The sequence below is a fragment of the Paenibacillus pasadenensis DSM 19293 genome (assembly GCF_000422485.1).
Lineage (GTDB): Bacteria > Bacillota > Bacilli > Paenibacillales > Paenibacillaceae > Paenibacillus_O > Paenibacillus_O pasadenensis.
On sequence record NZ_AULW01000045.1, the window covers coordinates 41,420 to 65,648 of the forward strand.

The following is a 24,229-nucleotide window of genomic DNA, read 5'->3' on the forward strand; positions in this document are numbered from 1 at the left end:
GGATCGCTCCAGGTCTAACCTTTGACGGCTCCGATCGTCAGCCCTTTGACGAAATAGCGCTGGATGAACGGATAGAGCAGCAGGATCGGACCGGTGACGATGATCGCCATCGCCATCTTCATCGATTCGGAAGGCACGCCCTCGGACAGCGTCACGCCGGCGCCCGCTCCGATGCTGTTCAGGAAGTTGGAGGTGTTGATGATGTTGTACAGGTAGAACTGCAGCTGATATTTAGCGGCGTCCGAGATGAAGAGCGCCGAGGAGAACCAGTCGTTCCAGTATTGCAGCGCGAGGAAAAGTCCGATCGTCGCCAGGCCCGGAACCGACAGCGGAAGCACGATCCGGTAGTAGATGACGAAGTCGTTGGCGCCGTCGATCTTCGAGGATTCGATCACCTCGTCCGGCACCGCGGAGGTGATGAAGCTTCTCATCAGGATGATGAGGAACGGCGTCATCAGGCCGGGCCAGATCAAGGCGTACAGCGAATTCGTGAACTGCAGGTAGTTCGTGATCAGCATGTAGTAAGGAACGAGTCCGCCGCCGAACAGAGTGGTGAAGTAGATGAAAAACGCGAACACGTTCCGGTACTTGAAATCCTTCCGCTGCAGGACGTATCCCGCCATCGTCATGAGCAGCAGGCCGATCAGCGTGCCGACTACGGTGACGAGCGTCGTGACGCCGTAAGCCCGCAGCACGTCGTCCGGAACCTCGAAGATGATTCGGTAGCCCTCCAGCGAGAATTCCTTCGGAATCAGATGATAGCCCTCGTTCAAAATGGACGCGTTGCTGGACAACGAAGCGGACAATATGAGCAGGAAGGGCAGCAGGCACAAGACGCATCCTACAAGGACGACGACATATGCGATCAGCCGAAACCATTTTGTCGAGCTTTCTTCTTTGATTTTCAAGCGGATCCCCTCCTTCTAGAACAGCGCGTAGTCTTTGTTGACTTTCCGAATGATCGCGTTGACGATCATGATGAGCGTGAAGCCGAACAGCGATTGGTAGACGCCGGCCGCGGTCGCCATGCCCATGTCGAACGTCACGCGCAGCGAGCGGTAGACGTACGTGTCGATGATGTCCGTCGTGCTGAACAGCAGGCCGTTGTTGCCGATCATCTGATAGAAGAGGTCGAACTGGCCCTTCATGATGCTGCCCAGGGCGAACAGCAGCAGGATGACGAACGTATTTTTCAGCATCGGCACCGTAATATGCCAGGCGCGCTGGAAGGCGTTGGCGCCGTCGATCTTGGCCGCCTCGTAGTAGTCCTCGCTGATGCCCGTGATCGACGCGAGGTAGATGACCATGCTGTAGCCGAAGTTTTTCCACAAGTAGAACATAATGATGAAGAAGATCCATAGCTTCGGCTTGCTGTACACGTCGACCGGGTCGGCGCCGAGCTGCTGCAGCACCGTGTTCAGCACGCCTTGCTCATAGTTGAACAGATTGAAGACGATGACGCTCAGGATGACGAAGGAGACGAAGTAAGGCAGGAACAGGATCGACTGCGAGATCTTCTTGAACCACTTTCCCTTGATGTCGTTCAGCAGGATCGCGACGAAGATCGAGAGCACGTTCCCGAGAAAGATGAAGACGATATTGTAGCCGATCGTGTTGAAGGTCAGCTCGACCAGCTTGCCTGATTTCCATAGGAACTCGAAGTTCTTGAGTCCGACGAAATCCATCTTGAACAGGCTCGTATTGAAATCGAACTGCACGAAGGCGTAGTAGATGCCGATCATCGGCAAGTAGTTGTTGACCAAGAAGTAAAGCAGCGTCGGCAGCAGCATGAGGAACAAAATTTTGTTCGTGTAGAGCTCATGCAGGATTCCTTTTTTCTTGAGCATGGTTTTGGACTCCCTCCTCATTTATTTTTTTATTTGGCTGGCAGGTCTCTCTCCTGGTCCAACTATAGGAGAAGGCAGGGTGAACGAGTAGTGAAAAGATCGTGCAATTCTGGAAAAACGAGCGGTTTGAAACGTGAACGATAGCGGCATTTATGAAGAATGGCTGCATCGCCCTCCCGATCCGGCCGGCGCTCCCGGCCAAACGACAGAAAAAAGCCTGCGATTCGCTCGAATCGCAGGCTTTGGGGATCGACGATCAGCCTCACTGCGGCTTCTCTCCTTGATTGGAGACGATGCCATTCGCAAGATAATCCTTCCATTGCTTCATATAGGATTGCTGGATTTTGGGGAGCCCGGCTTCGTTCGCTTTTTCCATGAAGATCGCCAGCCCCTCCTTGACGTCCTCGATCTGGCCCGCCAGCAGCGGGTACAGGTATTGCTTCACGACCTGCTCCAGCGCCGCGCGCTCAGCCTGATATTCGGTGTAGTCCTCCACGAACCTCGTATAGAGGTCCGGCTTCTGGATCTGGTCCAGCTCGTTGAAGATCCGCTGCACGCGTTCATAGCTGGGCTCGAACAGCATGTAGTCCGGGTTTCGCCAAGCCCAGCCGATCATGCCCTCGCGTTCGAATCCGCTTTTGTCCAGCGCGTGGTAGAAGCCGTCCTTCACCTCATAATGGACGCCTTCGATTCCGTATTGCGTCAGCCGGTTGTACCGCTCGTCCGTCACGAGCTTCTCGTAAAAAGCGAGCGCCTCTTCCGGATGCTCGCTCCCCGCCGCGATGGCGAATCCGTTGTGCATCGGATGGACGGGCGTCGCGTACCCGGTCGACCGGCCGAACGGCGTGTAGCCGAGATCCCAGTCCGGATGCTGCGCCTGCATCTGGCTCAGCATCGCGTTGTAGCGCGTCGGATTGTCGCTGAGCAGCGCCGCCGCCTCCCCGCTTGCGATCTGATCCTGCATGGATACCGGATCGTTCAGCACATTTTTGGAGAGATAGCCTTTTTCGGCCCAGCTCTTGTATTTCTTCAAGTCTTCGAGATGGCTGGGCGTTCCCCAGTACGCCCCGATTTCATTCGGCTTGTCATAAGAGGCGTACAAACCGTACGGCATCGGCCCGACCGCCTTCCGCTCGACCTCCAGGTAGGCGTGCTGGATGGAGGAATCGACGAGCGAGCCGAACGCGGCCGGCTGAATGCCGGGCTCATGCTGCCTGATCCCCTCGAGATAGGCCTCGAAGCTCGGCAGGTCGACCGGCGTCGGCAGCCCGTGCTTGCGCCGCAGATCCTCGCGCCAGATGAAGCCGCCCGTGACGTACTCCTTGTAGGTCGACGGCACCGTATAGATGCGGCCGTCGATCCGCACCGCGTCCCACATCTCTTTCGGCACGAAAGCCTGCAGCTTCGGTGCGGCCAGCGGCAGCAGCTCGTCGAGCGCCATGAAGGCTCCTTGATGAGCGTACTGCTGGTAGAAGGCCCAGTCCGAGGTGAAGATCAGATCGACCGCCCTGCCGGTCGAGAGCAGCAGCTTGTACTTCTGGTCCCACTCGGTCCAGGTCGTATAATGGAACTTGACCGCGACGTTCAAGTCCTCCAGCGCCATCTCGTTGATTCGTTCCTCGATTATCGGCAGGTCCTTCGGAGCGTTGCCGAGCATATAGAACTGAAGCACGACCGGGCCGGACCGGCCTTCCGTGCGGCTGGTCAAGATCGAGCTGCTTTTGCCGTCGGCATCGCCGGGGCGGGCGGAATCGTTGTTGCTGCTGCAAGCGGCGATAAGGAAGACGGCCATCGCGACCGCGACCGCGGCCGCGCTCATTCGACTGCGCCTCATCGGAATTCCCTCCTCTGCGGGTTCGGTTCGGTTCCCTGAGCCTGGAACCCCCTTCATTTTAGTCCTTCCTGGCGCTCCCGTCATCCGGCAGCCAAGCCAGGGTTCGTTGTCATTGTAGGTTCAGGAGCGGCGGCAGGCCAGTGAACGATTCGGGGATTCATGAACAAATGAGGGATGTTTCCTTTCGGGCCTCTTGTCTTGCCGGTGTTCATCCGCTATACTTGGGAAAATTCAAATCACGCATGCGATGAACGGGCAAGTACCCGGCCGCAGCCGCGAGCAGAGAGCCGGGAGGGTGGGAACCGGCAGCGGCAGGCCGGCGGAAACGGACCCGCGAGCTGGCGCCCGAAGTCCGCTCCGCGCGGATGCGTAGGCGCGCCCGGACTGGCCGATACCCTGACGAGCAGCCGCGCGCTGCAGCCGGCTTCCTTCCGCCCCGATGCGGATGCGGCCGCTGCGCGCCCGGCGACAAGAGTGGCACCGCGGACCGAGCCTCCGTCTCTTTTTGAGACGGGGGCTTTTTGCCGTTTCCGCCCCCGCTCGCCCGTTCCATCGCCAAAGGAGGAACCCTGCTATGACCATGCCAGCTGCAACCCTGCTCAAGCAAGCGGCGGCCGCCCTGCTCGCTCCGCTGACCGGGGTCGGCGAAGCCGAGCTCGCCGCCCGCCTGGAATGCCCGCCGGACGAGACGCTCGGCGACCTGTCTCTCCCCTGCTTCGCCTTGGCCAAGACGCTCCGCCGCGCGCCTGCGGCGATCGCCTCCGAGCTGGCCGCCCAGGTGAACGGCCAGGAGGAAGCGTGCGCAGCGGAGGCTGCCGGCGGCGAGGCCGATCCGGCTCCGCCGATCCGCTGGCGTGCCGAAGCGGCCGGAGGCTTCCTCAACCTGCGCGCCGCTGGCCGCGGCTGGATCGAGGCGCTGCTGCGCCAGGCCGAGTCGCCGGCGCTCGGCCGGCTGGAGGACGGCGCGGGCAAGCGCGTCGTCATCGACTATTCGTCGCCCAACATCGCCAAGCCGATGAGCGTCGGCCATCTGCGCTCGACCGTCATCGGCCGCGCGCTGGCCAACCTGCACCGCACGGCTGGCTGGGACGTGCAGACGGTCAACCATCTCGGCGACTGGGGCACGCAGTTCGGCAAGCTGATCGCCGCGACGAAGCGCTGGGGCTCGCGCGAGGCGATCGAGGCCGATCCGATCGGGGAGAGCCTGCGCCTGTATGTCCGCTTCCATGAGGAGGCCGAGCGCGATCCCGCGCTCGTGGACGAAGGCCGCGCCTGGTTCCTGCGGCTCGAGCAGGGCGACGCCGAGGCGCGGGAGCTGTGGGCGTTTTTCATCCGCGAGAGCCTCAAGGAATTCCAGCGCATCTACGGCCGCCTCGGCGTCGAGTTCGACCATCTGCTCGGAGAGAGCTTCTACAACGACAAGATGGAGGCGGCGGCGCAGCGGCTGCGGGAGGCCGGGCTGCTGGAGGAAAGCGACGGCGCGCTCGTCGTGCGCCTCGACGAGCAGGGGATGCCGCCCTGCCTCGTGTTCAAGTCGGACGGCTCGACGATCTACGGCACGCGCGATCTGGCGACGGCGCTGTACCGCCGCGAGGCGATGGGCGGCGACAAGCTGCTCTATGTCGTCGGCGCCGAGCAGACGCTGCATTTCCGCCAGGTGTTCGCCGTGCTGGAGAAGCTCGATCCGACCTGGGAGCAGGTGGAGAAGGTCCATGTGCCGTTCGGCCTGATGCGCATCGAAGGCCGCAAGATGTCCACTCGCCGCGGCAAGGTCGTCTTCCTGGACGAGGTGCTGGACGAGGCCGTCCGCCGGGCGCTCGCCGTCATCGAGGCCAAGACGCCGGACCTGCCGGACAAGGAGGCGGTCGCCGAGGCGGTCGGCATCGGCGCGATCGTGTTCGGGGATCTGCGCAGCCGCCGCATGCTGGAGATCGACTTCAGCCTCGAGGAGATGGTGAGCCTCGACGGCGAGACCGGCCCTTATGTGCAATACACCTACGCCCGCGCCTGCAGCCTGCTGCGCCGCGCGGCGGAGGCCGGCACGGGCAGCGGCGCCGAGCGCGGGGATGCTTCCGGGCTGGAGGCTCTCGGCTCGCCCGCCGCGCGCGCCTGCCTGCTCAAGCTCGACGCTTACGGCGAGGCGATCCGCGGCGCGCTGCGCGAGCATGAGCCGTCCGTCCTCGCCCGCTACCTGCTGGAGCTCGCCAAGGCGTTCAACCGCTTCTACAACAGCGGCCGCATCCTCGGCGCGGACGGCGGCGGGGAGACGGCCGCCAAGCTGCGGCTGACGGCCGCCTGCGCCGCCGTGCTGAGCCACGGACTCGGACTGCTCGGCTTATCGGCCCCGTCACGAATTTAACAAATAAGTCCAATTTAACCCTTGCTTCATCTGGATAGGGATGGTAAACTTGGATTCACGAACAAGTGTACCTATCTTCCGAAGAAAGGCTGATTCCGATGAGCGAGCCCAAGCATCCTCCGATCGCGAGCGTCACCCCTACCCCCGAGCACAAGGAGGATCCCGTCCTGCTGCTGGCCCGCCAGCTGCTGCTGCTGCACCGGCGCGCCTTCCGCCGCATCTCGGAGCGGTCATGACGGAGCAGCTCACCGTCCCGCAGCTGCTGGCGATCCACATGATGCACCAGGACCGCTTCGACGTCAGCCCGGGCTTCCGCAATCCGGGCTTCCTGCTCCAGCTCGTCGACCGTCCCCTGCTGGAAGGCTTCTCCGGAGGAGGCGACCGCTCCTCGCTCATCCGCCAGGCCGCGCTCTACTGGCATGGGCTGGCGCGCGCGAGGGCGTTCCGCGACGGCAACGCCGCGCTCGCCATCCATACGATGATGACGTTCCTGCTGCTCAACGGCCAGGAGCTGCGCCTTGACGAGGATGAGCTCGTCGAGGCGGCGCTGCTGTGCAGCGAGTGGCAGATGGAGCTCGAGGACTGCGAGGCGTGGATTTCCAGCCGCCTGGTCCGCCCTGCCCCGGGGGAGCCCGAGGCCCCGATTCCTTCTATGGACAAAGTATTCCCTCCGTCTTATGATAGATAGGATTCGATTTTGACTACGGTTGTACGGGTGCCTCGGTCGGCCTTCATCCGGCCAGGCTTAATAGGGAAGTCCGGTTCCAATCCGGCGCGGTCCCGCCACTGTACGAGCGCCGCAGCCCCGCATGACGCCACTGTCCGTTCGGACGGGAAGGCGCGGGGACGCGATGGCGCTCCAGCCAGGAGACCTGCCCGTACGACCTCGCAGAAGTCCTTTCGGGGGGTGGAGGACTTCTGCAGCGCTCCTTCTCGGGCGCCGCTTTTGGCTTCGCCTGCGTTCCGGCTGGGGTCCGACTCGATCGGCCTAGAGGCGTCTGGACCGCATGGCTTTGGCCGCTGGCGGTCTTTCCGTCCGCGGGAGCGTCGGGATTTCGTCTTTTCGCCGCCCTTTTGGGCGGCTTTTTTGTTTTCCGGGTCCGCTGTCGCTGCGCAGCCTCCCCGCCCCTGCCCTGCAGCCAATTTGATTTTAATAGGTAGAAAGAAGGTGTTGCTGGTGAAAGCCCTGTTCAACCGCGCCGTACTGGCCGCTCTGCTGGCCGTCGCCCTGATCGTGCCGGCCGTACCGGCCGGTACCGCCTCGGCGGCTGCGGACACGTCCGCCGTCCTCCGCCAAGCCGGAGACGCGCTGCTCTCGAGCGGCATCCGCTCCGACTGGGACGCCATCGCCGCCTCCCAGGCCGGCTACGAGCTGCCGGCGTCGTATCTGTCCAAGCTGTCCGACGCCGTGCGCAAGGACGCGCCTGCGTTCCGCAACGTCACCGACTTCGAGCGCACCGCGCTCGCCGTCACCGCCGCCGGCCAGGACGCGACCGCTTATGGCGGCATCGACCTGATCGAGCGCATCACAAGCAGCGACCGCATGCTCAGCCAAGGCATCAACGGCCCGATCTACGCGCTGCTCGCGCTCGATTACGGCGAGTACGAAGTGCCGGCAGGCGCCAAGTGGTCCCGCGACAAGCTCGTCGCCGAGCTGCTCAAGGCCCAAGCCGCCGACGGCAGCTACGCCTTCGCAGGCGAGAAGGCCGGCAGCCCCGACCTGACCGGCGCCGCACTGACCGCGCTCGCTCCGTACATCGGCCAGCCGGAGGTCAAGCAGGCCGGCGAGCGCGCCGTCGCCTGGATCAAGTCCCAGCAGGACAAGGATGGCGGCTTCACGAGCTACGGCGAGTCGAGCAGCGAGAGCGTCGCGCAGATCGTCATCGGCCTCGCCTCCATCGGCTACGATCCGGCCGGAGCCGACTTCACCCGCGACGGCGCGAGCCTGATCGACAAGCTGCTCACGTTCCGGGGCGCCGACGGTAGCTTCTCGCATGCGCTGCCGCTCGCTCCCAACGCCTACGGCGCCTACCAGTCCGTGCAGGCGCTCGTCGCCTATGAGAAGTTCAAGGCCGGCACCGGCCGCCTGTACAGCAAGCCGGCCGCTTCCGTCTCGGTCCGCGTGGAAGGCCCGAGCTCGACGATCGGCTCCGGCGTGACGCGCGCCGTCTACGCGCTCGACGCGCTGACTCAGGTCGGCGCGGCCAAGAAGCTGGACGTCGTCGTCAAGGAGATGTCGTTCGGCAAATACGTCGACGCCATCGGCGGCATCGCCGGCGGCACGTTCGGCGGCTACGACGGCTGGATGTACGCCGTCGAGCGCCGCGGCGCCTGGATCAATCCTTCCGTCGGCATGGGCGACTTCAAGCTCAGCGCCGGCGACCGCCTCGTCGTGTTCTATGGCGACGGCACCAAGCTGATCTCCCGCATCGCGGCTGAGCCGCGCCAGCCGCGCGACGACGAGCCGTTCGCCGTTCAGGTGAGCCAGCAGGAGTGGGACTACACGGCAAATGCGTTCACCGTCACCCCGGCGGCCGGCGTCGCCGTCTCGGCCGGCTCCGTCACCGTTACGACGGACGCTTACGGCAACGCCTCGTTGCCGGCGCTGGCGGCGGGCAGCTACGAGCTGACAGTCACCGGCTACAGCCCGTCCAAGGCGCCGAGCGTGCTCAAGCATGCCGTCCCGCTGACGGTCGGCTCCACCAAGATCAAGTTCGCCGACGAGAAGAAAATCGCCCCTTGGGCGCTGAAGTCGGTCAAAAACGGCTACGCCTCCGGCCTGCTCAGCGGCACCGGCACGGGCGAGGCTCCGACGTTCTCGCCGAAGGACAGACTCACCCGCGCCCAGTTCGCGGCGCTGGCCGTCCGTCTGCTCGGCCTCGATGCCGGCATGGACGCCGCAGCTCCTTCCTTCTCCGACGTGAAGGCCGGCAGCTGGTACGAAGGCGCCGTCCGCGCCGCCGCCGCGCAAGGCATCGTCTCCGGCACGGGCGACGGCAAATTTCAGCCGGACGCGCCGGTGACCCGCCAGGACATGGCGGTCATCCTCGCCCGCGTCCTCAAGCTGGACGCGACCGCAGCCGGCGACGGCTCGATCCGCGACCTCGCTGCGGCATCCGCCTACGCGAGAGGCTCCATCGCCGCCGTCCACGCCAGCGGGCTGATGGTCGGCGACTCCGCCGGCAGCTTCCAGCCCAAGGCGCAGGTCAGCCGCGAGATGGCCGCCGTCGCGATCGTCAACGCGTACGAGTCGCTGAGATAAACGCAAGGCCGGAGCGCGAGCCGAGCTGGACCTACGGCTCGCGTCCGGGCCGTTGCCGCCTCGGCTCGCGTCCGGGCGCGGCTCGCTTCGACCGCGGCCTGCGCTCTGTCGGCTTGCGTCCGGACCGTTGCCGCCTCGGCTTGCGCTCCATCGGCCGCGACGCTGATCCGCAGCTCCCTTCGTTTGTAAATGCCCTTGGCGGGCTTTACAATGAAGGGAGCTTTTTTTATTGATCGGCCCTGCAATCCGCTGTGCCCCGGCCGTTCCGGAAGGAGAATACCCGTACCCGTGTTCGAAGAGCAACCGAGCCGCGCCAAGCGCTTCTGGCTCAGTCCGTTCGTGCTGTTCACTGTCGCCCTCGTCTTCAAAATGTACCTTGCCGCCTACGTCATCTACGGCCTCGAGCATCCGTGGCTGACGCTGATGACGGGGCTTCCGACCGTCTGGGCCGCCTTTTTCCTGATCGAGCTGCTCGCCCGCAGGCGCAAGCTCATGGCTTATCTGATCGTGAACCTGCTGTTCACCGCGATTTATTTCGCCGTCATCATGTACTACAAGTACTTCGGCATCATCGTCACCTACCATGCGCTCAGCCAGGCCGGACAGGTCACGGAGGTGAAAGGAAGCGTCTTCCAGCTGCTGCATCCGTACTTCATGCTCATCTTCGTCGACATCGTGCTGTCATGGCTGCTGCTCGGCTTCAGCAAGCGGCTGCGCCGCGGCTGGCAGCGGGCGGCGAACCGCCGCTTCATCGGCTGGCGGCTCGCGCTGCCCGGCTTCGTGCTGGCGGCCGCGGCCTGCCTCGCGCTCATCTGGCCGCATCGCGGCATCGCCAACGAGCTGGTGCAGACCGAGCGCATGGGCATCGTCAACTATGAGCTGTTCCTGATCGCGACCGGCGGCAACGAGAGCTTCGTGCCCGTCTCGTCGGTGACGCAGGCGGAGATCGACCGGCTCAAGGGACTGCCGCAGCCGGCGGCGGAGCCGGCCTCGTTCGGAGCGGCCAAAGGCCGCAACATCATCGTCGTGCAGCTCGAGGCGCTCCAGAACTTCCTGATCGGCAAAAGCGTCGACGGCAAGGAGATCACGCCGAACCTGAACGCCCTCATCCGCGAGAGCGTCTACTTCCCGCGCTTTTATCAGCAGGCGGGCTCCGGCAATACGTCCGACGCCGAGTTTCTGACGAATACGTCGCTGTACGTGCCGCTGCGCGTGCCGGCGACGCAAGCGTACTCCGGCCGCTCGCTGCCCTCGCTGCCCAAACTGCTGGAGCGCGAAGGGTACGAGACGATGACGTTCCATACGAACGACGTCTCGTTCTGGAACCGCAGCGAGCTGTACCGGGCGCTCGGCTTCGACCGGTATTACGATACGGAGTTTTTCGGCGACGAGGACGTCGTCGCGTTCGGCGCCTCGGACGAGGTGCTTTACCGCAAGAGCGTGCAGGAGCTGGCCAAGGTGCGCGAGGAGACGGGCAAGCCGTTCTATTCGATGCTCATCTCGATGTCGTCGCATCATCCGTACAACATCCCGGAGCGCAAGGTGAAGCTCGACCTGCCGGAGCGGTACGACGACAGCTTCGTCGGCGACTACCTGCGGGCGCAGAACTACACCGACTACGCGCTCGGGCAGCTGATCCAGGAGCTGAAGGACGAAGGGCTGTGGGAAAACAGCCTGCTCGTCCTCTACGGCGACCATATGGGCCTGCCCATCTACTCGCTGACGGAAGAGGATCTGCGGCTGCTCGAGGAGCTCGACGGCCGGAAGTACGACTCGTCGCAGATGCTGAACATCCCGCTCATCGTCACCGCGCCGGGCGCGCTCGCGCCAGCGGTCGAGACGGGCATCGGCGGGCAGAGCGACATCATGCCGACGATCGCCAATCTGGCGGGGCTGTCGCTGGACGGCCAGCTGCATTTCGGGCAGGATCTGCTGAACGAGCGGGCCAACCTGCTGCCGGAGCGGTACTACCTGCCGTCGGGCTCGTTCATCAATGACCGGGAGATCTTCATCCCGGGCACCGGCTTTGGCGACGGCAGCCGCATCGAGCTGCCGTCGGCGGAGGCGGCTGCCGGTTGGCTGGCCGCTGGCGCGGATGGCGGCGCTGGAGCGGCAGCAAGCGGGGCCGAGGGCGGAGATGCGGCAGGCACTGCCGGGGCCGGCGACGCAGCAACGGCGGTGAATGCCGGCTCCGGCGAGCCGGGCGCCGGCACGGGCGTTGCCGCAGGCAGCGGGCAGGCCGGGCCTGGCGCGAGCGCGGCGCCGGGATCGGCGGCAGCGCCGGCGGGCGGCTCCGGCGCGGGGCAAAAGGCAGCGGCCGAAGCGCCTTCGCCTGCTGCGAGCGCAGCGCCGGGCGGCCCCGGCGAGCCTTCCGGCGCGGCCGGAGGCGAAGGCAGCCTCGGCGGCAGCGCCGACGACCGCAGCGACGGCGGACCGGCGACCGCCACGCAGGAGCAGTTCGACCGCGCGCTCAAGCTGCTCCGCATGTCGGACAGCTACGTGCGCTCGCTGCCGACGACGGAGGGCGATCCCGCTCCCGTCAACGGAGCGGCGACGGATTCTTCCGCGAATGCGGACTGACCGATCCAACCTCGAATCATGCAGCCTGCTTTCCAATAGGAGAGCAGGCTTCTTTGCGTGCCCCGGCTCGGCTGCGCCATGAGCTCAACCCGATTTTTTCGGTTTGCAGCTCGTTGTCCGCCTCCCACAGCGCCTGCAACCCGATTTTTTCGGCTTACAGCTCGTTCCCGGCCTCGCGCAGCACCTGCACCCCGATTTTTTCGGCTTACAGCTCGTTCTCGGCCTCGCGCAGCACCTGTAACCCGACTTTTTCGGCTTACAGCTCTTTCTCGGCCTCTCGCAGCCTCTGCAACCCGATTTTTTCGGCTTGCAGCTCGTTCTCGGCCTCCCACAGCGCCTGCAACCCGACTTTTTCGGCTTGCAGCTCTTTCTCGGCCTCTCGCAGAGCCTGCAACCCGATTTTTTCGGCTTACAGTTCGTTCCCAGCCTCTCGCAGCACCTGCAACCCGATTTTTTCGGCTTGCAGCTCGTTCTCGGCCTCCCGCCTCGCCAAGCAGAGTTACTCGGGTTTTCCGCGCAACTCCGGCGTTAGGGCACTGGCTCGAGCAGAGTTACTCGGATTTTCCGCGCAACTCCGGCATTGGGGCATCGGTTCGAGTCGAGTTACTCGGATTTTCCGCGCAACTCCGGCGTTGGGGCATTGGTTCGAGCGGAGATGCTCGGTTTTTCCGCGTAACTCCGGCGTTGGGTTATCGGTTAGAGCAGAGTTACTCGATTTTTCCGCGCAACTCCGGCGTTGGGGCATCGGTTCGAGCGGAGATGCTCGGGTTTTCCGCGCAACTCCGGCGTTAGGGCACTGGCTCGAGCAGAGTTACTCGATTTTTCCGCGTAACTCCGGCGTTGGGGCACCGGCTTGAGCAGAGTTACTCGGGTTCTCCGCGCAACTCCGGCGTTGGGGCATCGGTTCGAGTCGAGTTACTCGGGTTCTCCGCGCAACTCCGGCGTTGGGGCACCGGCTTGAGCAGAGCTGCTCGGTTTTTCCGCGTAACTTCAACTCCATCGGACCATCCTCCGCCGACTCCCCCGCTAGCCATCCCGCCGCAACACAAAAGGGCTGTGCGCTCGCGCCGATCCATCGGCGAGAGCGCACAGCCCTTTGTTCATCTGTAGCTATAGCTAAGCAGCGGCACGCCGGTAAAGGCGTCGACGACGACGTTGGCCTCGCTCAGCGAGCCGCCTCCGCCCGTGCCGCCGGGAGGGCCCTGGATGCCGCTCGGCGCCCGCACGCCGCGGAACGTCACGATGTAGACGGGCGTGCGGCTGAGCTGCCCCGCCTCGCGCAGATGCGGGTTGGCGGCCAGCGCCTCCGGAGAGAAGCTGCGGAAGTCGCGGCTCGTCATGAGCCGCAGCGCGCAGCCGACGGAGTCGGCGCTGTCGGCGAGCCATGGATACGACCGCTCGGCATTCCGCCTCGCGGCGGCCTCGCCGACCTGGCTCAAGCCCCGGGGCCCGGGCGGCAGCGCATCGCTGTCCGGACGCTCCAGCCGGATGCCGAGCCGCTGCAGCAGCTCCTCGTCGCCGCTCGCGACGACAGGCAGCGCATTCGGCTGGCCGGCGGCCGCATCGGCCACGTTGCCGGGCTCGCTCTCATTGAAATACCAGCCCGCCGCGCCAAGCAGCAGCCCCGCCGCCATGATGCACAAGCCGATCCATCTCGCCGCTCCCGTCCGCATGCGCCGCCGCCTCCTTTCTCCGCGTCATCTGGATGCCGTCTACGAATCGCCTGCCCATGTTCCTTTCCCTCTTAAACGAAGCCCGGTCCAGGAGGGTTGCAGGCCCTTCGTTGGAATCGACTGGGAACAAGGAATCATTTCGGTCCGGACAAGCTCCTTTCCCCTCTAGTACCCTACAGATCCTTGCGCTGAAACCGAAGGATGCCGATCGCGAACGCGACGGCCGCATAGACGGCCGCATAGCCGAGGAAAGCCGGCGTCGGCGCCGAGCCGACGCCCAGCATGAGGAACAGGTCGTCGACCCTCAGTCCGATCAGCTCCTGGACGCCGGACAGATTGAACAGCCGGTCCAGCATCATCCGCTGCAGGCCGTCGGCCGGCATCGCCAGCGACAGCAGGCCGGAGATCGTGCTCAGCGAGTCGCCGATGCCGTCCCCCGCCCGCCCCGGCTGGAGGGACGCGAACTGCGAGGCGACCTTTTCGATCATGCCGCCCAGCCAGCCGCCGCCGTACAGCATCGTCATGAGCACGCCGTTGCCGATGCCGGACAGGAACGTCGAGCCGAGCATCGAGACCGTCACGAGCAGCGGCACGACGGAGGCGAACAGCAGGTAGGCGAAAAACAGCGAGCCGACGTCCCGAGGCACCCCTGCATGAATGGCCGCGATGCCGAGGATGGCCGCGAACAGCGCGAGCGCGTACAGCATGCCGAAGCTGACATAGCCGAGCCAGCGGCCGGCATACCATTTCCAGCGCGGCAGCGGCCGCGGCATGAGCGCCTGCAGCACGCCGAGCTCGGCCTCGCCCGAGATGACGGACGAGCTGCTGAAGATCGCCAGGAACGCGACGACGAACGTGCCGAAGAAAAAGCCGAGGCTGAGGATCATCATGCCGCGGGTGAACCGCTCGATGACGTACATCGGGTCGTTCTCGCTCAGGCCGAACTGGCCGATCTCGCCGCCGATCGTCGACGCGATGAACCAGTAGGCGATCAGGAAGACCGCCGTCATTATGCCGGTCAGCAGGACGACGCGCTTGCGGATGAGCTCCTTCCAGGTCATGCTCCAGATGATGCTCATGCCTTCTCCCCCCTATGGCTCTTGCCGGACAGCTCGGTGACGAACCACTCCTCCAGCTTGGTGCGCACCCGCGCGCTCTCGTACAGCGTCGCGCCTTGGCCGATCAGCAGGCTGTGCAGCCAGCCCGCCTGCTCCTCGTCCGCCAGCTCCGCCTCCAGCACGGCCGAGCCGTCCGCGGCCGCCTCGGACTCGCGCACCGCGATCCCCGTCTCCGCGCGCAGCCAGTCGAGCAGCGGCGGCGCGTAGCCGCCGATCCGCAGCCGCCACAGCGGCCGCTGCAGCAGCACGTCCTCGACGCGTCCCTGCTGCAGGATGCGGCCGTTGTTCAGCAGCGCGACCCGATCGCACAGCGCCTCGACGTCCTCCATCAGATGCGAGTTGAGGAAAATCGTCTTGCCCTGGCCCTTGAGCTCATGCAGCAGCTGCCGCACCTCGCTGCGCCCGATCGGGTCCATCGCCGAGGACGGCTCGTCCAGGAACAGGATGCGCGGATCGGCGACAAGCGCGCAGGCGAGGCCGAGCCGCTGCTGCATGCCTTTGGAGTAGCCTTTGACCCGGTCGCGCGAGCGCAGGCCGATGCCGACCCGCTCCAGCAGCTCCGGCACGCGCCGATTCGCCTCCTCGCGGCCGAGTCCGGCCAGCTTGGCGTGCAGCCGCACGACCTCGTCTCCGGTGAGCCACTCCTGGTAGCGGTACAGCTCCGGCAAGTAGCCGATGAGCCGCCTCGCCTCGACCGTGCCCGCCTCCTGTCCAAACAGCGAAGCCCGACCTTCCGTAGGGAAGATCAGGCCGACGAGCATCTTGACGCAGGTGCTCTTGCCCGCGCCGTTCGGGCCGAGGAAGCCAAAGGCTTCCCCTTCCCGCACCGTAATCGTGACGTCGCTGCAGCCGCGCCCGTTCGGGTACCGCTTGGTCAGCGACTCGGTCTGGATCGCGAAGGCATTCACGCTCCGACCAGCTCCTCAAGCTGCTTGGCGAACCAGGCTTGCGCTTGCTCGCGCGTCATCGGTCCTTCCTCGACGTTCTGATACATCGAGGCGACCGTCATGACGCCGTTCTTGACGAAGGTCGCTTCCTTATTCAAGTTGTTGTCGCCGTAATTGCGCTCCGTAACGAGCACCGGCACGCCGCCGATCTGCAGCCGCTCCGCCTTGCTGTTCCCGTCGGTGAACACCGGCAGCGGAAGCTCGCCGTTCGTAAGCAGCCTCGAGCTGGACAGGCTCTGCTTGAGCTGCTCCGGCATGAGCGGGAATTGCAGCACCGCTTCGACCGCATCCTCGAGGTCTACCCCCGCCTCGACGTCGACGACCGGCGCCTTCATCTGCTGTACGTTCAGGTTCATGCCGTCCGCTTCGAACGAGTAGTTGACCGATGGTCCGATCGCGAGCGTCAGCTTCTTGCCGTCCACGCTGGCCGGGAACAGCTTCGTCGCGCCGAGCTGCTTCATGGTCGCGTTGATCTCCTCCACGTCCAGCTTGATGCTCAGGTTCTGGCTGGCGCTCAAATAAATCTTGTCCTGCTTGCCGGCCAGCGACTCCGGCAGCAGCGCGAAGCCCGCCGCCTGCTCCGCCTCCGCGCGGCTCATCTCGCCTCTGCTGCTTCCCGTCTCGACCTTGAACTCGCCGTAGCGATTGACCGCTTCTTCCGACACGCCTTCGCTGAAGACGCTGTTGAACAGCTGCTGCAGATCCGCCTCGTTCACCTCGGTCACCTGCTCCATGCGGAACTGTCCGAGCAGCGCGGCCAGCGCCTTGTTGCCCATCGGCGTCGCCACCGCGGTCACGACGACGGCCGCCGCCGCCGCTCCGGCCATCCAGCGGCGCGCGCGGCCGCTCATGCGGCGCGCTCGCGGCGCCGTTTTTTCCGTTCCTGCGTCCATTCTCGTTTCCTCCATCCGTTCGTTCATCTTTCGTTCCTCCTCGAGTCGAGCCAGGCTTGCCGCCTGCTCCTTCTGCTCGGCGCGCAGCGCCTCTTCCCGCGCTTCCGCCTGCCGCTCCAGCTCCGTCCAGGCCGGCGATATCGGCTCCTGCTCCATCGCCTGCATGAGCCGTTCCCAGGCCCGGTCCGTGCGGGCGGACGCTTCCGGCCGGTCCGCTTCGCCGCGGATGCTTTCAGCCCCGGCTGGATTCGGCCGGAACGTCCGGCGATCCTGCTCCTTCATGCGCTCGTCCTCCCTTGTCGTCTGTGTGGTTAGTGAAGCTCCAGCCGGCTTCGATAGCCGGCTTCCGGCGAAGCCTCCAGCCGCCTGCCGTCTGTCTCCGCCTGCTCCGCGCAGCGCCGCAGCTTGTCGGTCGCCCTCGCCAGCATCGTGCCGACAAGCGGCGGGCGCAAGCTCAGCTCGGCGGCGATCTCCGCGTAGCTGTACCCCGAGTAGCGGAGCAGCAGCGCCTTGCGGTCGCGCTCCGGCAGGCCGTCCAGCCACTGCCGGACCTCCTCCTGATCGAGCCGGCGCATCAGCTCGGCCTCTCCCGAGGGCGAGGCGCCGACGCTCGCGGCCAGCTCCCGCTCCTGCTTTTCCGTGAGCCGGCGGTCGCGCGCCGCTTTGTCCATATGGCCATAGGCGAGTCGGGTGGCGACCCGATGCAGCCAGGCGCCAGGGGCGTCCAGGTTGTCGGGCGGCTGACGGTACAGCTTCAGGAACGTCTCCTGAGCCAGGTCCTCCGCCAGCGCCTCGTCGCGCAGCAGCGCGGCCAGCTTGCGAAGCACGCCCGGGTAATAGTCGTAGAAAATCTGCTTGTATCGCTTGGATTCCGGAATCCCCATCTCGATTGTCCGCTCCTCCCTTCCTTGCTGCAGCTATGAGTAAGACGGACGAAAACCGCTCCTTGTATCCGCCTGGCGCAAAAAAAGCCCGAATCCGTGGAATTTCCTGATATTACCTGACCGTCACGGCCTCTGGCATGCTTTCCTGCTTTTTGACAAGGCGTCGGAGCCGCCTCATAATGTACACTAGCCTGTAGAGCTTTCGCCCGGATCAGCCCGATCCGCCGGCGCCAACGCCATTTCACGTCGTTCAGTCCTACCCGAAAGGAAGTTGTCCTCGTGCGGCAAAATGTAGCGACCCGGCTGCTGACAAGCCGGCCTTTTCTGTTTTTCTCCGTCATCCTGCTGCTGAAGAGCATGCTGACGTGGTTCGTCATCTTCGACGACGGCCCGTCCTGGGCGATCCTCATCACCGAGCTGCCGTTCGCCTGGCTCATCTTCGGCCTGATCGAGATGCTCGCGAGCAAGCGCAAGCTGCTCTACTACGTCATCGCGGACGCCGCGCTGACCGGCATTCTGTTCTCCGTCTTCATGTACCATAAATACTACGGCGTCATCGCCACCTGGCACGCGCTGCAGCAGGTCAACCAGGTGACCGCCGTCAGCAACAGCGTGTTCTCGCTCATGGATCCGTACTACACGCTGATCTTCCTCGACATCGTCGTCCTCGCCTGGATGCTGATCCGCGGCCGCAAGGAGCTGTTCCAGCCGGAACGCGCGCCCGGCGCCGCGCGCAGCCGCCGACGGATGGCGTTCGGCGCCGTCGTCGTCGCCTCCGTCGGGCTTTGCCTGTTCAATATTCTGCCCAATCGGGCAAGCATGAACGAGCATACGAAGGCCGAGGACATGGGCATCCTCAATTACGAGGCGTACGCCCTGCTCGACACCGGCAGCGAGGAAGAGCTGCTGGAGCCCGAGGAAGTGACGCAAGCCCGCATCGACGAGCTCAAGGGCTTGCAGCCCTCGTCTTCTCCGGCCTACTTCGGCGCCGCCAAGGGCAAAAACGTCGTCGTCGTGCAGCTGGAGTCGTTCCAGAACTTCCTGATCGGCCTGAAGCTCGACGGCCAGGAGGCGACGCCGAACCTGAACCGGCTGGCGCAGGAGAGCTTCTACTTCGACCGCTTCTATCAGATGGTCGGCCAAGGCAACACCTCCGACGCCGAGTTCGTCGTCAACACCTCGTTCTATATTCCGGAGAGCGGCGCCGCGACGATGGACTACGCCTACAAGGACGTGCCGAGCCTGCCCAAGCTGCTCAAGGCGCAGGGCTACGACAGCGCGACGTTCCATACGAACGTCGTCGACTTCTGGAACCGCCGCGAGCTGTACAAGGCGGTCGGCTTCGACCAGTTCTACGACAAGCCGTTTTTCGGCGAGCAAGACTCGGTCTACTTCGGCGCGGACGACGAGGTGCTGTACGCCAAGACACTCGACAAGCTGAAGGAGATGGACGCCAGCGGCAAGCCGTTCTACGCCCAGCTCATCTCCATGACGGCCCATCATCCGTTCACGCTGACGCCGGAAATGCCGGCCGGCCAGGAGCTCGTCCTGCCGGAGCGATACGAGGATACGCTCGTCGGCGACTACATCCGCTCGCAGCATTATGCCGACTACGCCTTCGGCCGGTTCATCGAGGGCCTCAAGCAGTCGGGGCTGTGGGAGGACACGCTGCTGGTCGTCTACGGCGACCACCAGGGCCTGCCGATCTTCTCGCTTGACCGCAAGGACAAGGAGCTGATGGCGGAAATCTTCGGGCATGAGTACGGCTACCCGGACATGATCAACATCCCGCTGATGATCGCCTCCCCCGGCGTGACCGAGCCGCGCCGCATCGAGACGCTGGGCGGGCAGGTCGACCTGCTGCCGACGATCGCGAATCTGGCCGGCGCTTCGCTGGACGGCCAGATCCACTTCGGGCAGGATCTGCTGAACGCGACCGCCAACCTGATCCCGCAGCGGTACTACCTGCCGTCAGGCTCCTTCCTCGGCTCCGGCTCGCTGTACATCCCCGGCGTCGGCTACGAGGACGGCACGCGCTACGCGCTCAAGGACGGCCAGCCCGCCGACGGCGCCAGCGAGGACGACTACGGCCGCGCGCTCGAGCTGCTGCGGCTGTCCGACAGCTATATGACCGCGCTGCCCGAGCATGGCGGAGCGGAATATCCCTCCGACTCCGACTCTGGAGGCGAATGAGAAAAAGGAACGGGCCCCGCGCGATCAAGCGCCGGCTCGTTCCTCTTTTGCGTGCTCTTTAAGATGGGAAGATTTCCTCTATCCTCTGGTGGAAAACCGCCGCGCCCGGGTAATAGCGGGTACAAGACCGACTAGATGGAGGGAGAGAGGCGGCGGATGATGAACCGGTTGAAGGAATGGCTCGGCGGCACGGGAGGCGCGCCGGACGAGGCGGATCAGCGGTATCGCCCGCTCGCGGCATCCGGACTGGAGCTGCGGGAAGGGCTGCCGGCCTACATGGCCGAGCTGGAGGCAAGGCTCGACGAGGCGATGCCCGAGGAATGGCTGAAGCAGGTGCGCGAGCGCATCCGCAGCAGCGATCCCGAGCTGAGCGAGATCAAGCATACGTGGATGGAGCGGGAGCTGAAACGGCATTTTTTCCTCCTCGCGCTGCTTCGGAAGCCTCCGCTGTACAGCGCTGACCTCGAACGAATGTGGAGGGAAATGGAGGCGTTCTCCCGCGACTACGAGCAGTTCTGCGAACGCTATGCCGGGTACTACATCCAGCCGCAGCAAGCGGCTCCGCCGTCGCCTCCCGGAGCGGCCGCCCGCCAGGCGCGCGGCGCGTACGAGCTGCTGTACGGCTGTCTGTTCCAGGTGCAGCCGGAATCCCAGCTGCTGATCGGGCCGTTCCATCGCCTCAAGCTGGACGCCGAGTCGTTGGAGGAGCTGCAGGCTTCCGCGTCGCCCTGCGCGGCGCTCGGACTGCTGGAAACCTCGCAGGACGAAAAAAAGGCCGCCATCGAGGCGCTGCGGCAGCGCCTGCGGGAGCGCTGCGCGCTCGCAAGGCGGTATCACGAGGCGGAGTCCGCCGAGGACCGCGACCGCTGCCGCGACGAAAGCGACCCTTCCTGGGTGCTGCTGGCGTACAGCCTCGAGACGGAGCAGTCGCCGTACGATCCGCTGTCGCGGGCCGTCCGGCCCGAGCCGACAGCGGAATTCGAGCCGGGCCGGACCGGCTCGTCCGTCCGGAGCGCGATCCAGCCGGGCTGAAAGGCTTGCGGGCAAAAGTCCCGCTTCGCCGCCAAGCCTGGCCCGCGGCGAAGGCGTAGGCGAAGCGCTAGCCTCCGAAGTCGCCTCCGAGCAGGCGCAGCAGCTGCGCAGGCCCGTCCGTCTGCTTCTGCCGCGGCTCCTCGAGCAGCGCGGGCAGGAAGTCCTCGGCCTCTTCCTCTTCCGCCTGCAGCGATTCCACCTCGCGGTGGAGGCGCTCCATCTTGAGGTCGAGCGCGGCGGCCGAGTCGGCCGCTTCCTTCAGCTCGCGCAGCAGATGGTCCGGGACGGCCTTGTTGTACTTGTAGTACAGCTTGTGCTCCAGGCTCGCCCAGAAGTCCATCGCGATCGTGCGGATCTGCACCTCGACGAGCACCTTCTCCTGGCGGTCCGACATGTACACCGGCACCTCGACGAGCACATGCAGGCTCTGGTAGCCGTTCGGCTTGGGCTCGGCGATATAGTCCTTGACCTGCACGATCTTGAGGTCCTGCTGCATGCGGAGCATGTCGCGGATGCGGTAGATGTCGGAAACGAACGAGCAGGTGATGCGCAGGCCGGCGATGTCCTGGATCGACTGCTTGATGGAGGACAGCGACAGCTCGCTGCCCTTGCGGTGCACCTTGTTGATGATGCTCTCGGGCGATTTCACGCGCGACTTCGTATGCTCGATCGGGTTATAGTCGTGGAGAAGCTGGAATTCCTCCTTGAGGATCTCGATCCTCGTCTCCATCTCGTCCAGGGCGAATTTATACATCATCATGAAGCGGGTGATCTCGTTCTTGAGCTTCTTGAGCTGCGCAAGCTGCGGAGAATTCATCGCATGGCTCCTTGTCCGGCCCGTCAGGCCGCTGTAATCTATACCTATCATCTCACAACCGACGGCTCGATTTCAAAAAACGGGCATTCTACACCATGACGAGGCCAGCCATCATCCCATCCCGGCTATCGAAGGAGGACCATTCGCGATGAACCTGAACCGCTACCGCATCGGCGCGGACGCCAAGCTGAAGCTGAAGGCGTTCGATCCCGCAGACACGAACGGCATCGAGGACAAGAAGCAGATCGAGGACGAGCAGCGCGAGCTGCTCGGACGGCTCGAGGAGCAGCAGGAGCGGCTTTTCGCCTCCCGCACCCACGGCGTGCTCATCGTTTTTCAGGGCATGGACTGCAGCGGCAAGGACGGCGTCATCAAAAAAGTATTCCGCGGCATCGACCCGGGAGGCTTCCGCGCCTACAGCTTCAAAAAGCCGACCGACGAGGAGGCGCAGCACGACTTCCTCTGGCGGACCCACCGCAGCGTGCCGGCGCGCGGCTGCATGACGGCCTTCAACCGCTCCTATTACGAGGAGGCGCTCATCACGCGCGTGCACGGCTCGATCGACGACAAGGAAGCCCGCCGCCGCCTGAAGGCGATCCGCCACTTCGAGGAGATGCTGGAGTCGCAGCAGATCCGCGTCCTCAAGTTCTTCCTCCACATCTCGCCCGAATTCCAGCTCGAAAAGATCCGCGACCGCATGGAGAATCCGGAGAAATGGTGGAAGTTCGATCCGAACGACCTCGAGGAGCGCAAGCATTGGAAAGAGTATCAAAGCGCCTACGAAGACGCGATCCGCCGCACCGCGACGGACGCCTCTCCCTGGCATGTCGTGCCGTCCGACAACCGCTGGTTCCGCAACTACGTCGTCCTCCGCACGCTCGTGGAGGAGCTGGAAAAGCTCGAGCTGTCCTACCCGCAGCCGCACGAGGAGGTCGCGAGCCGCATGGACGAGCTGAGAGACGGAATCGATCCCGGGCCGGCATGAGCGCCCGGCCGATCCGCCCCGCTGCCGATTTTTGATCCAGCCGCCCTCCGGCGGCGTTATCCAGATTAGATAGAGCCTGTCCGCCTGTCCAGGAGGCCCGCTCTTCCCCTATCCTCATCCTCATGTTCAAGGGAGAATCCGACATCCATGCTATCGTACCGCAACCGCTTCATGCTCCGTTCCGCCGCCGTAATGGCCTTGCTCGGCGCCGCCATCCACTTCGCGCACCGCTCGCTCGGCTGGTTCCCGTCCGGCATGGGCCACGCCATGCCCGGCCACGCCGCCGAGGGAGATCCGTTCTCGCTCAACGTCCTGCTCGTCCTTCCGTTCCTGCTGCTGCTCGCCGCCTTCTGGCTCGGACGCGAGCGGGGCGGCGCCCTCGAGCGGCTCGTTCCGCTGCTCGCGACGCTTTCGCTCACCTTTTCCAGCATCTCCATCATCGCCGGGTCGGGCGGCAGCGTCGAGTTCCACTTCTCGATCTTCATGGTGCTCGCCCTTGCCGCCTATTACGAAAGCATCCGCCTGATCGCCGTCATGACCGGCTTGTTCGCCGTCCAGCATCTGGGGGGCTATCTGCTTGCGCCGGAGCTCGTGTTCGGCATGAGCCGCTATCCGTTCTCGATGGTGCTCATCCATGCGCTGTTCCTGCTGCTGACGGCGTTGTTCACCTGCCTGCAGATCCGCAGCAAGGCCCGCGAGGTCGCCCGGCTGGAGACGGAGCGGCAGCAGAAGCAGGAGCAGCTCGAAGGGCTGCTGGGCCGCGTCCGCGCGCTGAGCGCGGATCTGGACGCCGCAGCCGGCTCCGTCGCCGAGCTGTCGCGCGAGAGCGCGGCCCAGAGCGCCGAGGTCGGCAGCGGGCTCGCGGAAGCCGTCCGCCTGCAGCAGCTGCAGCAGAGCGCTGTCGCGCAGGCGCAGTCCAGCTTGAACGACATCGCCGCCAAGGCTCGGCAGGCGGCCGAGGTTACCGGCGGCACGCAGGACAAGGCGCTTGCCGCCGATGCCGGCCTGGAGGAGCATCGCCTCGGCATGGAAAGCTTGCTGCGGCAGGTCGCCTCCGCAAGCGCGATCCTGCGCGAGACGGCCGCCTCCGCCTCCGCCATGGTGACCGCGTCCGAGACGGCCGAAGAAATGGTCGATGCGGTTCGCGAAATGGCCGAGCAGACGAGCCTGCTCGCGCTCAACGCCTCCATCGAGGCGGCACGCGCCGGAGATTCCGGGCGCGGCTTCGCCGTCGTCGCCGGCGAGGTGCGCAAGCTCGCCGCCCGCAGCAGCCGCACCGCAGAGCAGATGCGCGAGATCGTCAGCTCCATGCGGCAGGAGAACGAGCGCACCGCCGCTCGCGTCGAGGAAGGGCTGCACGCCTCCGAGGCCGCGTCCGGCCGGGCGGAGCAGTCGCTCGGACAGTTCCGCTCCTTGCAGCAGGAGCTGCTCGTCATGTCGGAGGGCATCCATGGACTGACCGCGACGATCCGCGAGATGGATGCCGGCTGCGAGGCCGCTTCCCGGCGCATGGCGGACATCGCCGCCGGAGCGGATCAGACCAGCCAGTCCGCGCAGCGGCTCTCGCAGCTGTCGGAGGCGCAGCGGACGGTCTCCGAGCAGACGGACGGCGAGGCCAGGCGCATCGCCGGCCTCGCCTCCGATCTGCTGGCCGGCTTCCAGGGCGGCGACGCGGCGGCCATCGCGGCGGAGGCCCGCCTGGCCCGCCCGGGCAGAGACGACGCCCCCGGCTCGGAGCTGCCTCGACCGGCCTGATCGGCGGATCGAGCCGGCGCCCTTCGTTCCTGGCGGTTCGATCGCTCTAC

The 24,229-nt window shown here is 65.1% G+C and carries 19 protein-coding genes and 1 riboswitch; of the genes, 9 read left to right on the forward strand and 10 right to left on the reverse strand.

Annotated elements, in window-relative coordinates; genetic code table 11:
• Nucleotides 1–14: 14 nt before the first annotated feature.
• The 4 genes from H582_RS0106900 to H582_RS0106910 all read right to left on the reverse strand — a co-directional run bounded on the left by H582_RS0106900 (nucleotide 15) and on the right by H582_RS0106910 (nucleotide 3,681).
• On the reverse strand, nucleotides 15–908 hold the full coding sequence (locus tag H582_RS0106900) for a carbohydrate ABC transporter permease (protein WP_028597954.1): 894 nt from the start codon (nucleotides 906–908) through the stop codon (nucleotides 15–17).
• 15 nt (nucleotides 909–923) lie between these two features.
• On the reverse strand, nucleotides 924–1,847 hold the full coding sequence (locus H582_RS0106905; RefSeq protein ID WP_043111033.1) for an ABC transporter permease: 924 nt from the start codon (nucleotides 1,845–1,847) through the stop codon (nucleotides 924–926).
• Between the two features lie 62 nt (nucleotides 1,848–1,909).
• Nucleotides 1,910–2,113 (reverse strand): hypothetical protein, encoded by a 204-nt coding sequence (locus H582_RS31635; RefSeq protein ID WP_127464550.1) that lies wholly within the window; start codon nucleotides 2,111–2,113, stop codon nucleotides 1,910–1,912.
• Nucleotides 2,110–3,681 carry an extracellular solute-binding protein gene (locus H582_RS0106910; RefSeq protein ID WP_028597956.1) on the reverse strand — a complete coding sequence of 524 codons (1,572 nt, stop codon included), beginning with the start codon at nucleotides 3,679–3,681 and terminating at the stop codon, nucleotides 2,110–2,112. The genes H582_RS31635 and H582_RS0106910 overlap by 4 nt, the downstream gene beginning before the upstream one ends.
• A gap of 574 nt (nucleotides 3,682–4,255) precedes the next feature.
• Here H582_RS0106910 and argS point away from each other — a divergent pair.
• The 5 genes from argS (at nucleotide 4,256) to H582_RS33110 (ending at nucleotide 11,882) form a co-directional block, all read left to right on the forward strand.
• Nucleotides 4,256–6,040 carry an arginine--tRNA ligase gene (gene argS, locus H582_RS0106915; protein WP_228551242.1) on the forward strand — a complete coding sequence of 595 codons (1,785 nt, stop codon included), beginning with the start codon at nucleotides 4,256–4,258 and terminating at the stop codon, nucleotides 6,038–6,040.
• Between the two features lie 98 nt (nucleotides 6,041–6,138).
• Nucleotides 6,139–6,276, forward strand: a complete 138-nt coding sequence (locus H582_RS31640) for a hypothetical protein (protein ID WP_153782726.1) — start codon at nucleotides 6,139–6,141, stop codon at nucleotides 6,274–6,276.
• Nucleotides 6,273–6,728, forward strand: coding sequence for a type II toxin-antitoxin system death-on-curing family toxin (locus H582_RS26370; protein ID WP_043111034.1), 456 nt, complete (start codon nucleotides 6,273–6,275; stop codon nucleotides 6,726–6,728). The genes H582_RS31640 and H582_RS26370 overlap by 4 nt, the downstream gene beginning before the upstream one ends.
• An 8-nt stretch (nucleotides 6,729–6,736) precedes the next feature.
• A riboswitch (cobalamin riboswitch) is annotated at nucleotides 6,737–6,934 on the forward strand.
• 274 nt (nucleotides 6,935–7,208) lie between these two features.
• Complete coding sequence (locus H582_RS29875; protein WP_127464551.1) at nucleotides 7,209–9,302, forward strand: S-layer homology domain-containing protein; 2,094 nt, start codon at nucleotides 7,209–7,211, stop codon at nucleotides 9,300–9,302.
• Between the two features lie 288 nt (nucleotides 9,303–9,590).
• Nucleotides 9,591–11,882 (forward strand): LTA synthase family protein, encoded by a 2,292-nt coding sequence (locus H582_RS33110; protein WP_052333037.1) that lies wholly within the window; start codon nucleotides 9,591–9,593, stop codon nucleotides 11,880–11,882.
• Nucleotides 11,883–12,982: 1,100 nt separating this feature from the next.
• On the opposite strand, the gene H582_RS0106950 is transcribed toward H582_RS33110, so the two are convergent.
• The 5 genes from H582_RS0106950 to H582_RS26390 form a co-directional block, all read right to left on the reverse strand.
• On the reverse strand, nucleotides 12,983–13,555 hold the full coding sequence (locus tag H582_RS0106950) for a hypothetical protein (RefSeq protein WP_028597958.1): 573 nt from the start codon (nucleotides 13,553–13,555) through the stop codon (nucleotides 12,983–12,985).
• 173 nt (nucleotides 13,556–13,728) lie between these two features.
• Nucleotides 13,729–14,634 carry an ABC transporter permease gene (locus tag H582_RS0106955; RefSeq protein ID WP_028597959.1) on the reverse strand — a complete coding sequence of 302 codons (906 nt, stop codon included), beginning with the start codon at nucleotides 14,632–14,634 and terminating at the stop codon, nucleotides 13,729–13,731.
• A complete protein-coding gene (locus H582_RS0106960) occupies nucleotides 14,631–15,581 on the reverse strand; it encodes an ABC transporter ATP-binding protein (RefSeq protein ID WP_028597960.1) in 951 nt (316 codons plus the stop codon). Before H582_RS0106960 ends, H582_RS0106955 begins: the two co-directional genes overlap by 4 nt.
• The gene (locus H582_RS0106965) at nucleotides 15,578–16,795 is read right to left on the reverse strand and encodes a hypothetical protein (protein WP_028597961.1); all 1,218 of its coding nucleotides are present in this window, start codon (nucleotides 16,793–16,795) and stop codon (nucleotides 15,578–15,580) included. The genes H582_RS0106960 and H582_RS0106965 overlap by 4 nt, the downstream gene beginning before the upstream one ends.
• A 29-nt stretch (nucleotides 16,796–16,824) precedes the next feature.
• Nucleotides 16,825–17,397, reverse strand: coding sequence for a sigma-70 family RNA polymerase sigma factor (locus H582_RS26390; protein WP_052333038.1), 573 nt, complete (start codon nucleotides 17,395–17,397; stop codon nucleotides 16,825–16,827).
• A 279-nt stretch (nucleotides 17,398–17,676) separates the two neighbouring features.
• Between H582_RS26390 and H582_RS26395 the strand changes: the two genes are divergently transcribed.
• Both H582_RS26395 and H582_RS0106980 read left to right on the forward strand, forming a co-directional pair.
• Entirely contained in the window at nucleotides 17,677–19,590 is a 1,914-nt protein-coding gene (locus H582_RS26395; protein ID WP_043111036.1) for an LTA synthase family protein, read from the forward strand.
• 156 nt (nucleotides 19,591–19,746) lie between these two features.
• Nucleotides 19,747–20,622, forward strand: coding sequence for a glycine-rich domain-containing protein (locus H582_RS0106980; RefSeq protein ID WP_028597962.1), 876 nt, complete (start codon nucleotides 19,747–19,749; stop codon nucleotides 20,620–20,622).
• 67 nt (nucleotides 20,623–20,689) lie between these two features.
• Here H582_RS0106980 and H582_RS0106985 read toward each other — a convergent pair whose 3' ends face one another.
• The gene (locus H582_RS0106985; RefSeq protein WP_028597963.1) at nucleotides 20,690–21,439 is read right to left on the reverse strand and encodes a GTP pyrophosphokinase; all 750 of its coding nucleotides are present in this window, start codon (nucleotides 21,437–21,439) and stop codon (nucleotides 20,690–20,692) included.
• A gap of 148 nt (nucleotides 21,440–21,587) precedes the next feature.
• Between H582_RS0106985 and H582_RS0106990 the strand changes: the two genes are divergently transcribed.
• A complete protein-coding gene (locus H582_RS0106990) occupies nucleotides 21,588–22,424 on the forward strand; it encodes a PPK2 family polyphosphate kinase (RefSeq protein ID WP_028597964.1) in 837 nt (278 codons plus the stop codon).
• A 147-nt stretch (nucleotides 22,425–22,571) separates the two neighbouring features.
• Complete coding sequence (locus tag H582_RS0106995; protein ID WP_028597965.1) at nucleotides 22,572–24,179, forward strand: methyl-accepting chemotaxis protein; 1,608 nt, start codon at nucleotides 22,572–22,574, stop codon at nucleotides 24,177–24,179.
• Nucleotides 24,180–24,229: the final 50 nt, after the last annotated feature.

Bases quoted from the DNA above. Each gene is read 5' to 3' on its own strand.
- H582_RS0106995 (WP_028597965.1), top strand. From the start codon at position 22,572: ATGCTATCGTACCGCAACCGCTTCATGCTCCGTTCCGCCGCCGTAATG.
- H582_RS0106980 (WP_028597962.1), top strand. From the start codon at position 19,747: ATGATGAACCGGTTGAAGGAATGGCTCGGCGGCACGGGAGGCGCGCCG.
- H582_RS31640 (WP_153782726.1), top strand. From the start codon at position 6,139: ATGAGCGAGCCCAAGCATCCTCCGATCGCGAGCGTCACCCCTACCCCC.
- argS (WP_228551242.1), top strand. From the start codon at position 4,256: ATGACCATGCCAGCTGCAACCCTGCTCAAGCAAGCGGCGGCCGCCCTG.
- H582_RS0106950 (WP_028597958.1), bottom strand. From the start codon at position 13,555: ATGCGGACGGGAGCGGCGAGATGGATCGGCTTGTGCATCATGGCGGCG.
- H582_RS0106985 (WP_028597963.1), bottom strand. From the start codon at position 21,439: ATGAATTCTCCGCAGCTTGCGCAGCTCAAGAAGCTCAAGAACGAGATC.
- H582_RS0106965 (WP_028597961.1), bottom strand. From the start codon at position 16,795: ATGAAGGAGCAGGATCGCCGGACGTTCCGGCCGAATCCAGCCGGGGCT.
- H582_RS0106990 (WP_028597964.1), top strand. From the start codon at position 21,588: ATGAACCTGAACCGCTACCGCATCGGCGCGGACGCCAAGCTGAAGCTG.
- H582_RS0106905 (WP_043111033.1), bottom strand. From the start codon at position 1,847: ATGCTCAAGAAAAAAGGAATCCTGCATGAGCTCTACACGAACAAAATT.
- H582_RS0106955 (WP_028597959.1), bottom strand. From the start codon at position 14,634: ATGAGCATCATCTGGAGCATGACCTGGAAGGAGCTCATCCGCAAGCGC.
- H582_RS26370 (WP_043111034.1), top strand. From the start codon at position 6,273: ATGACGGAGCAGCTCACCGTCCCGCAGCTGCTGGCGATCCACATGATG.
- H582_RS26390 (WP_052333038.1), bottom strand. From the start codon at position 17,397: ATGGGGATTCCGGAATCCAAGCGATACAAGCAGATTTTCTACGACTAT.
- H582_RS0106910 (WP_028597956.1), bottom strand. From the start codon at position 3,681: ATGAGGCGCAGTCGAATGAGCGCGGCCGCGGTCGCGGTCGCGATGGCC.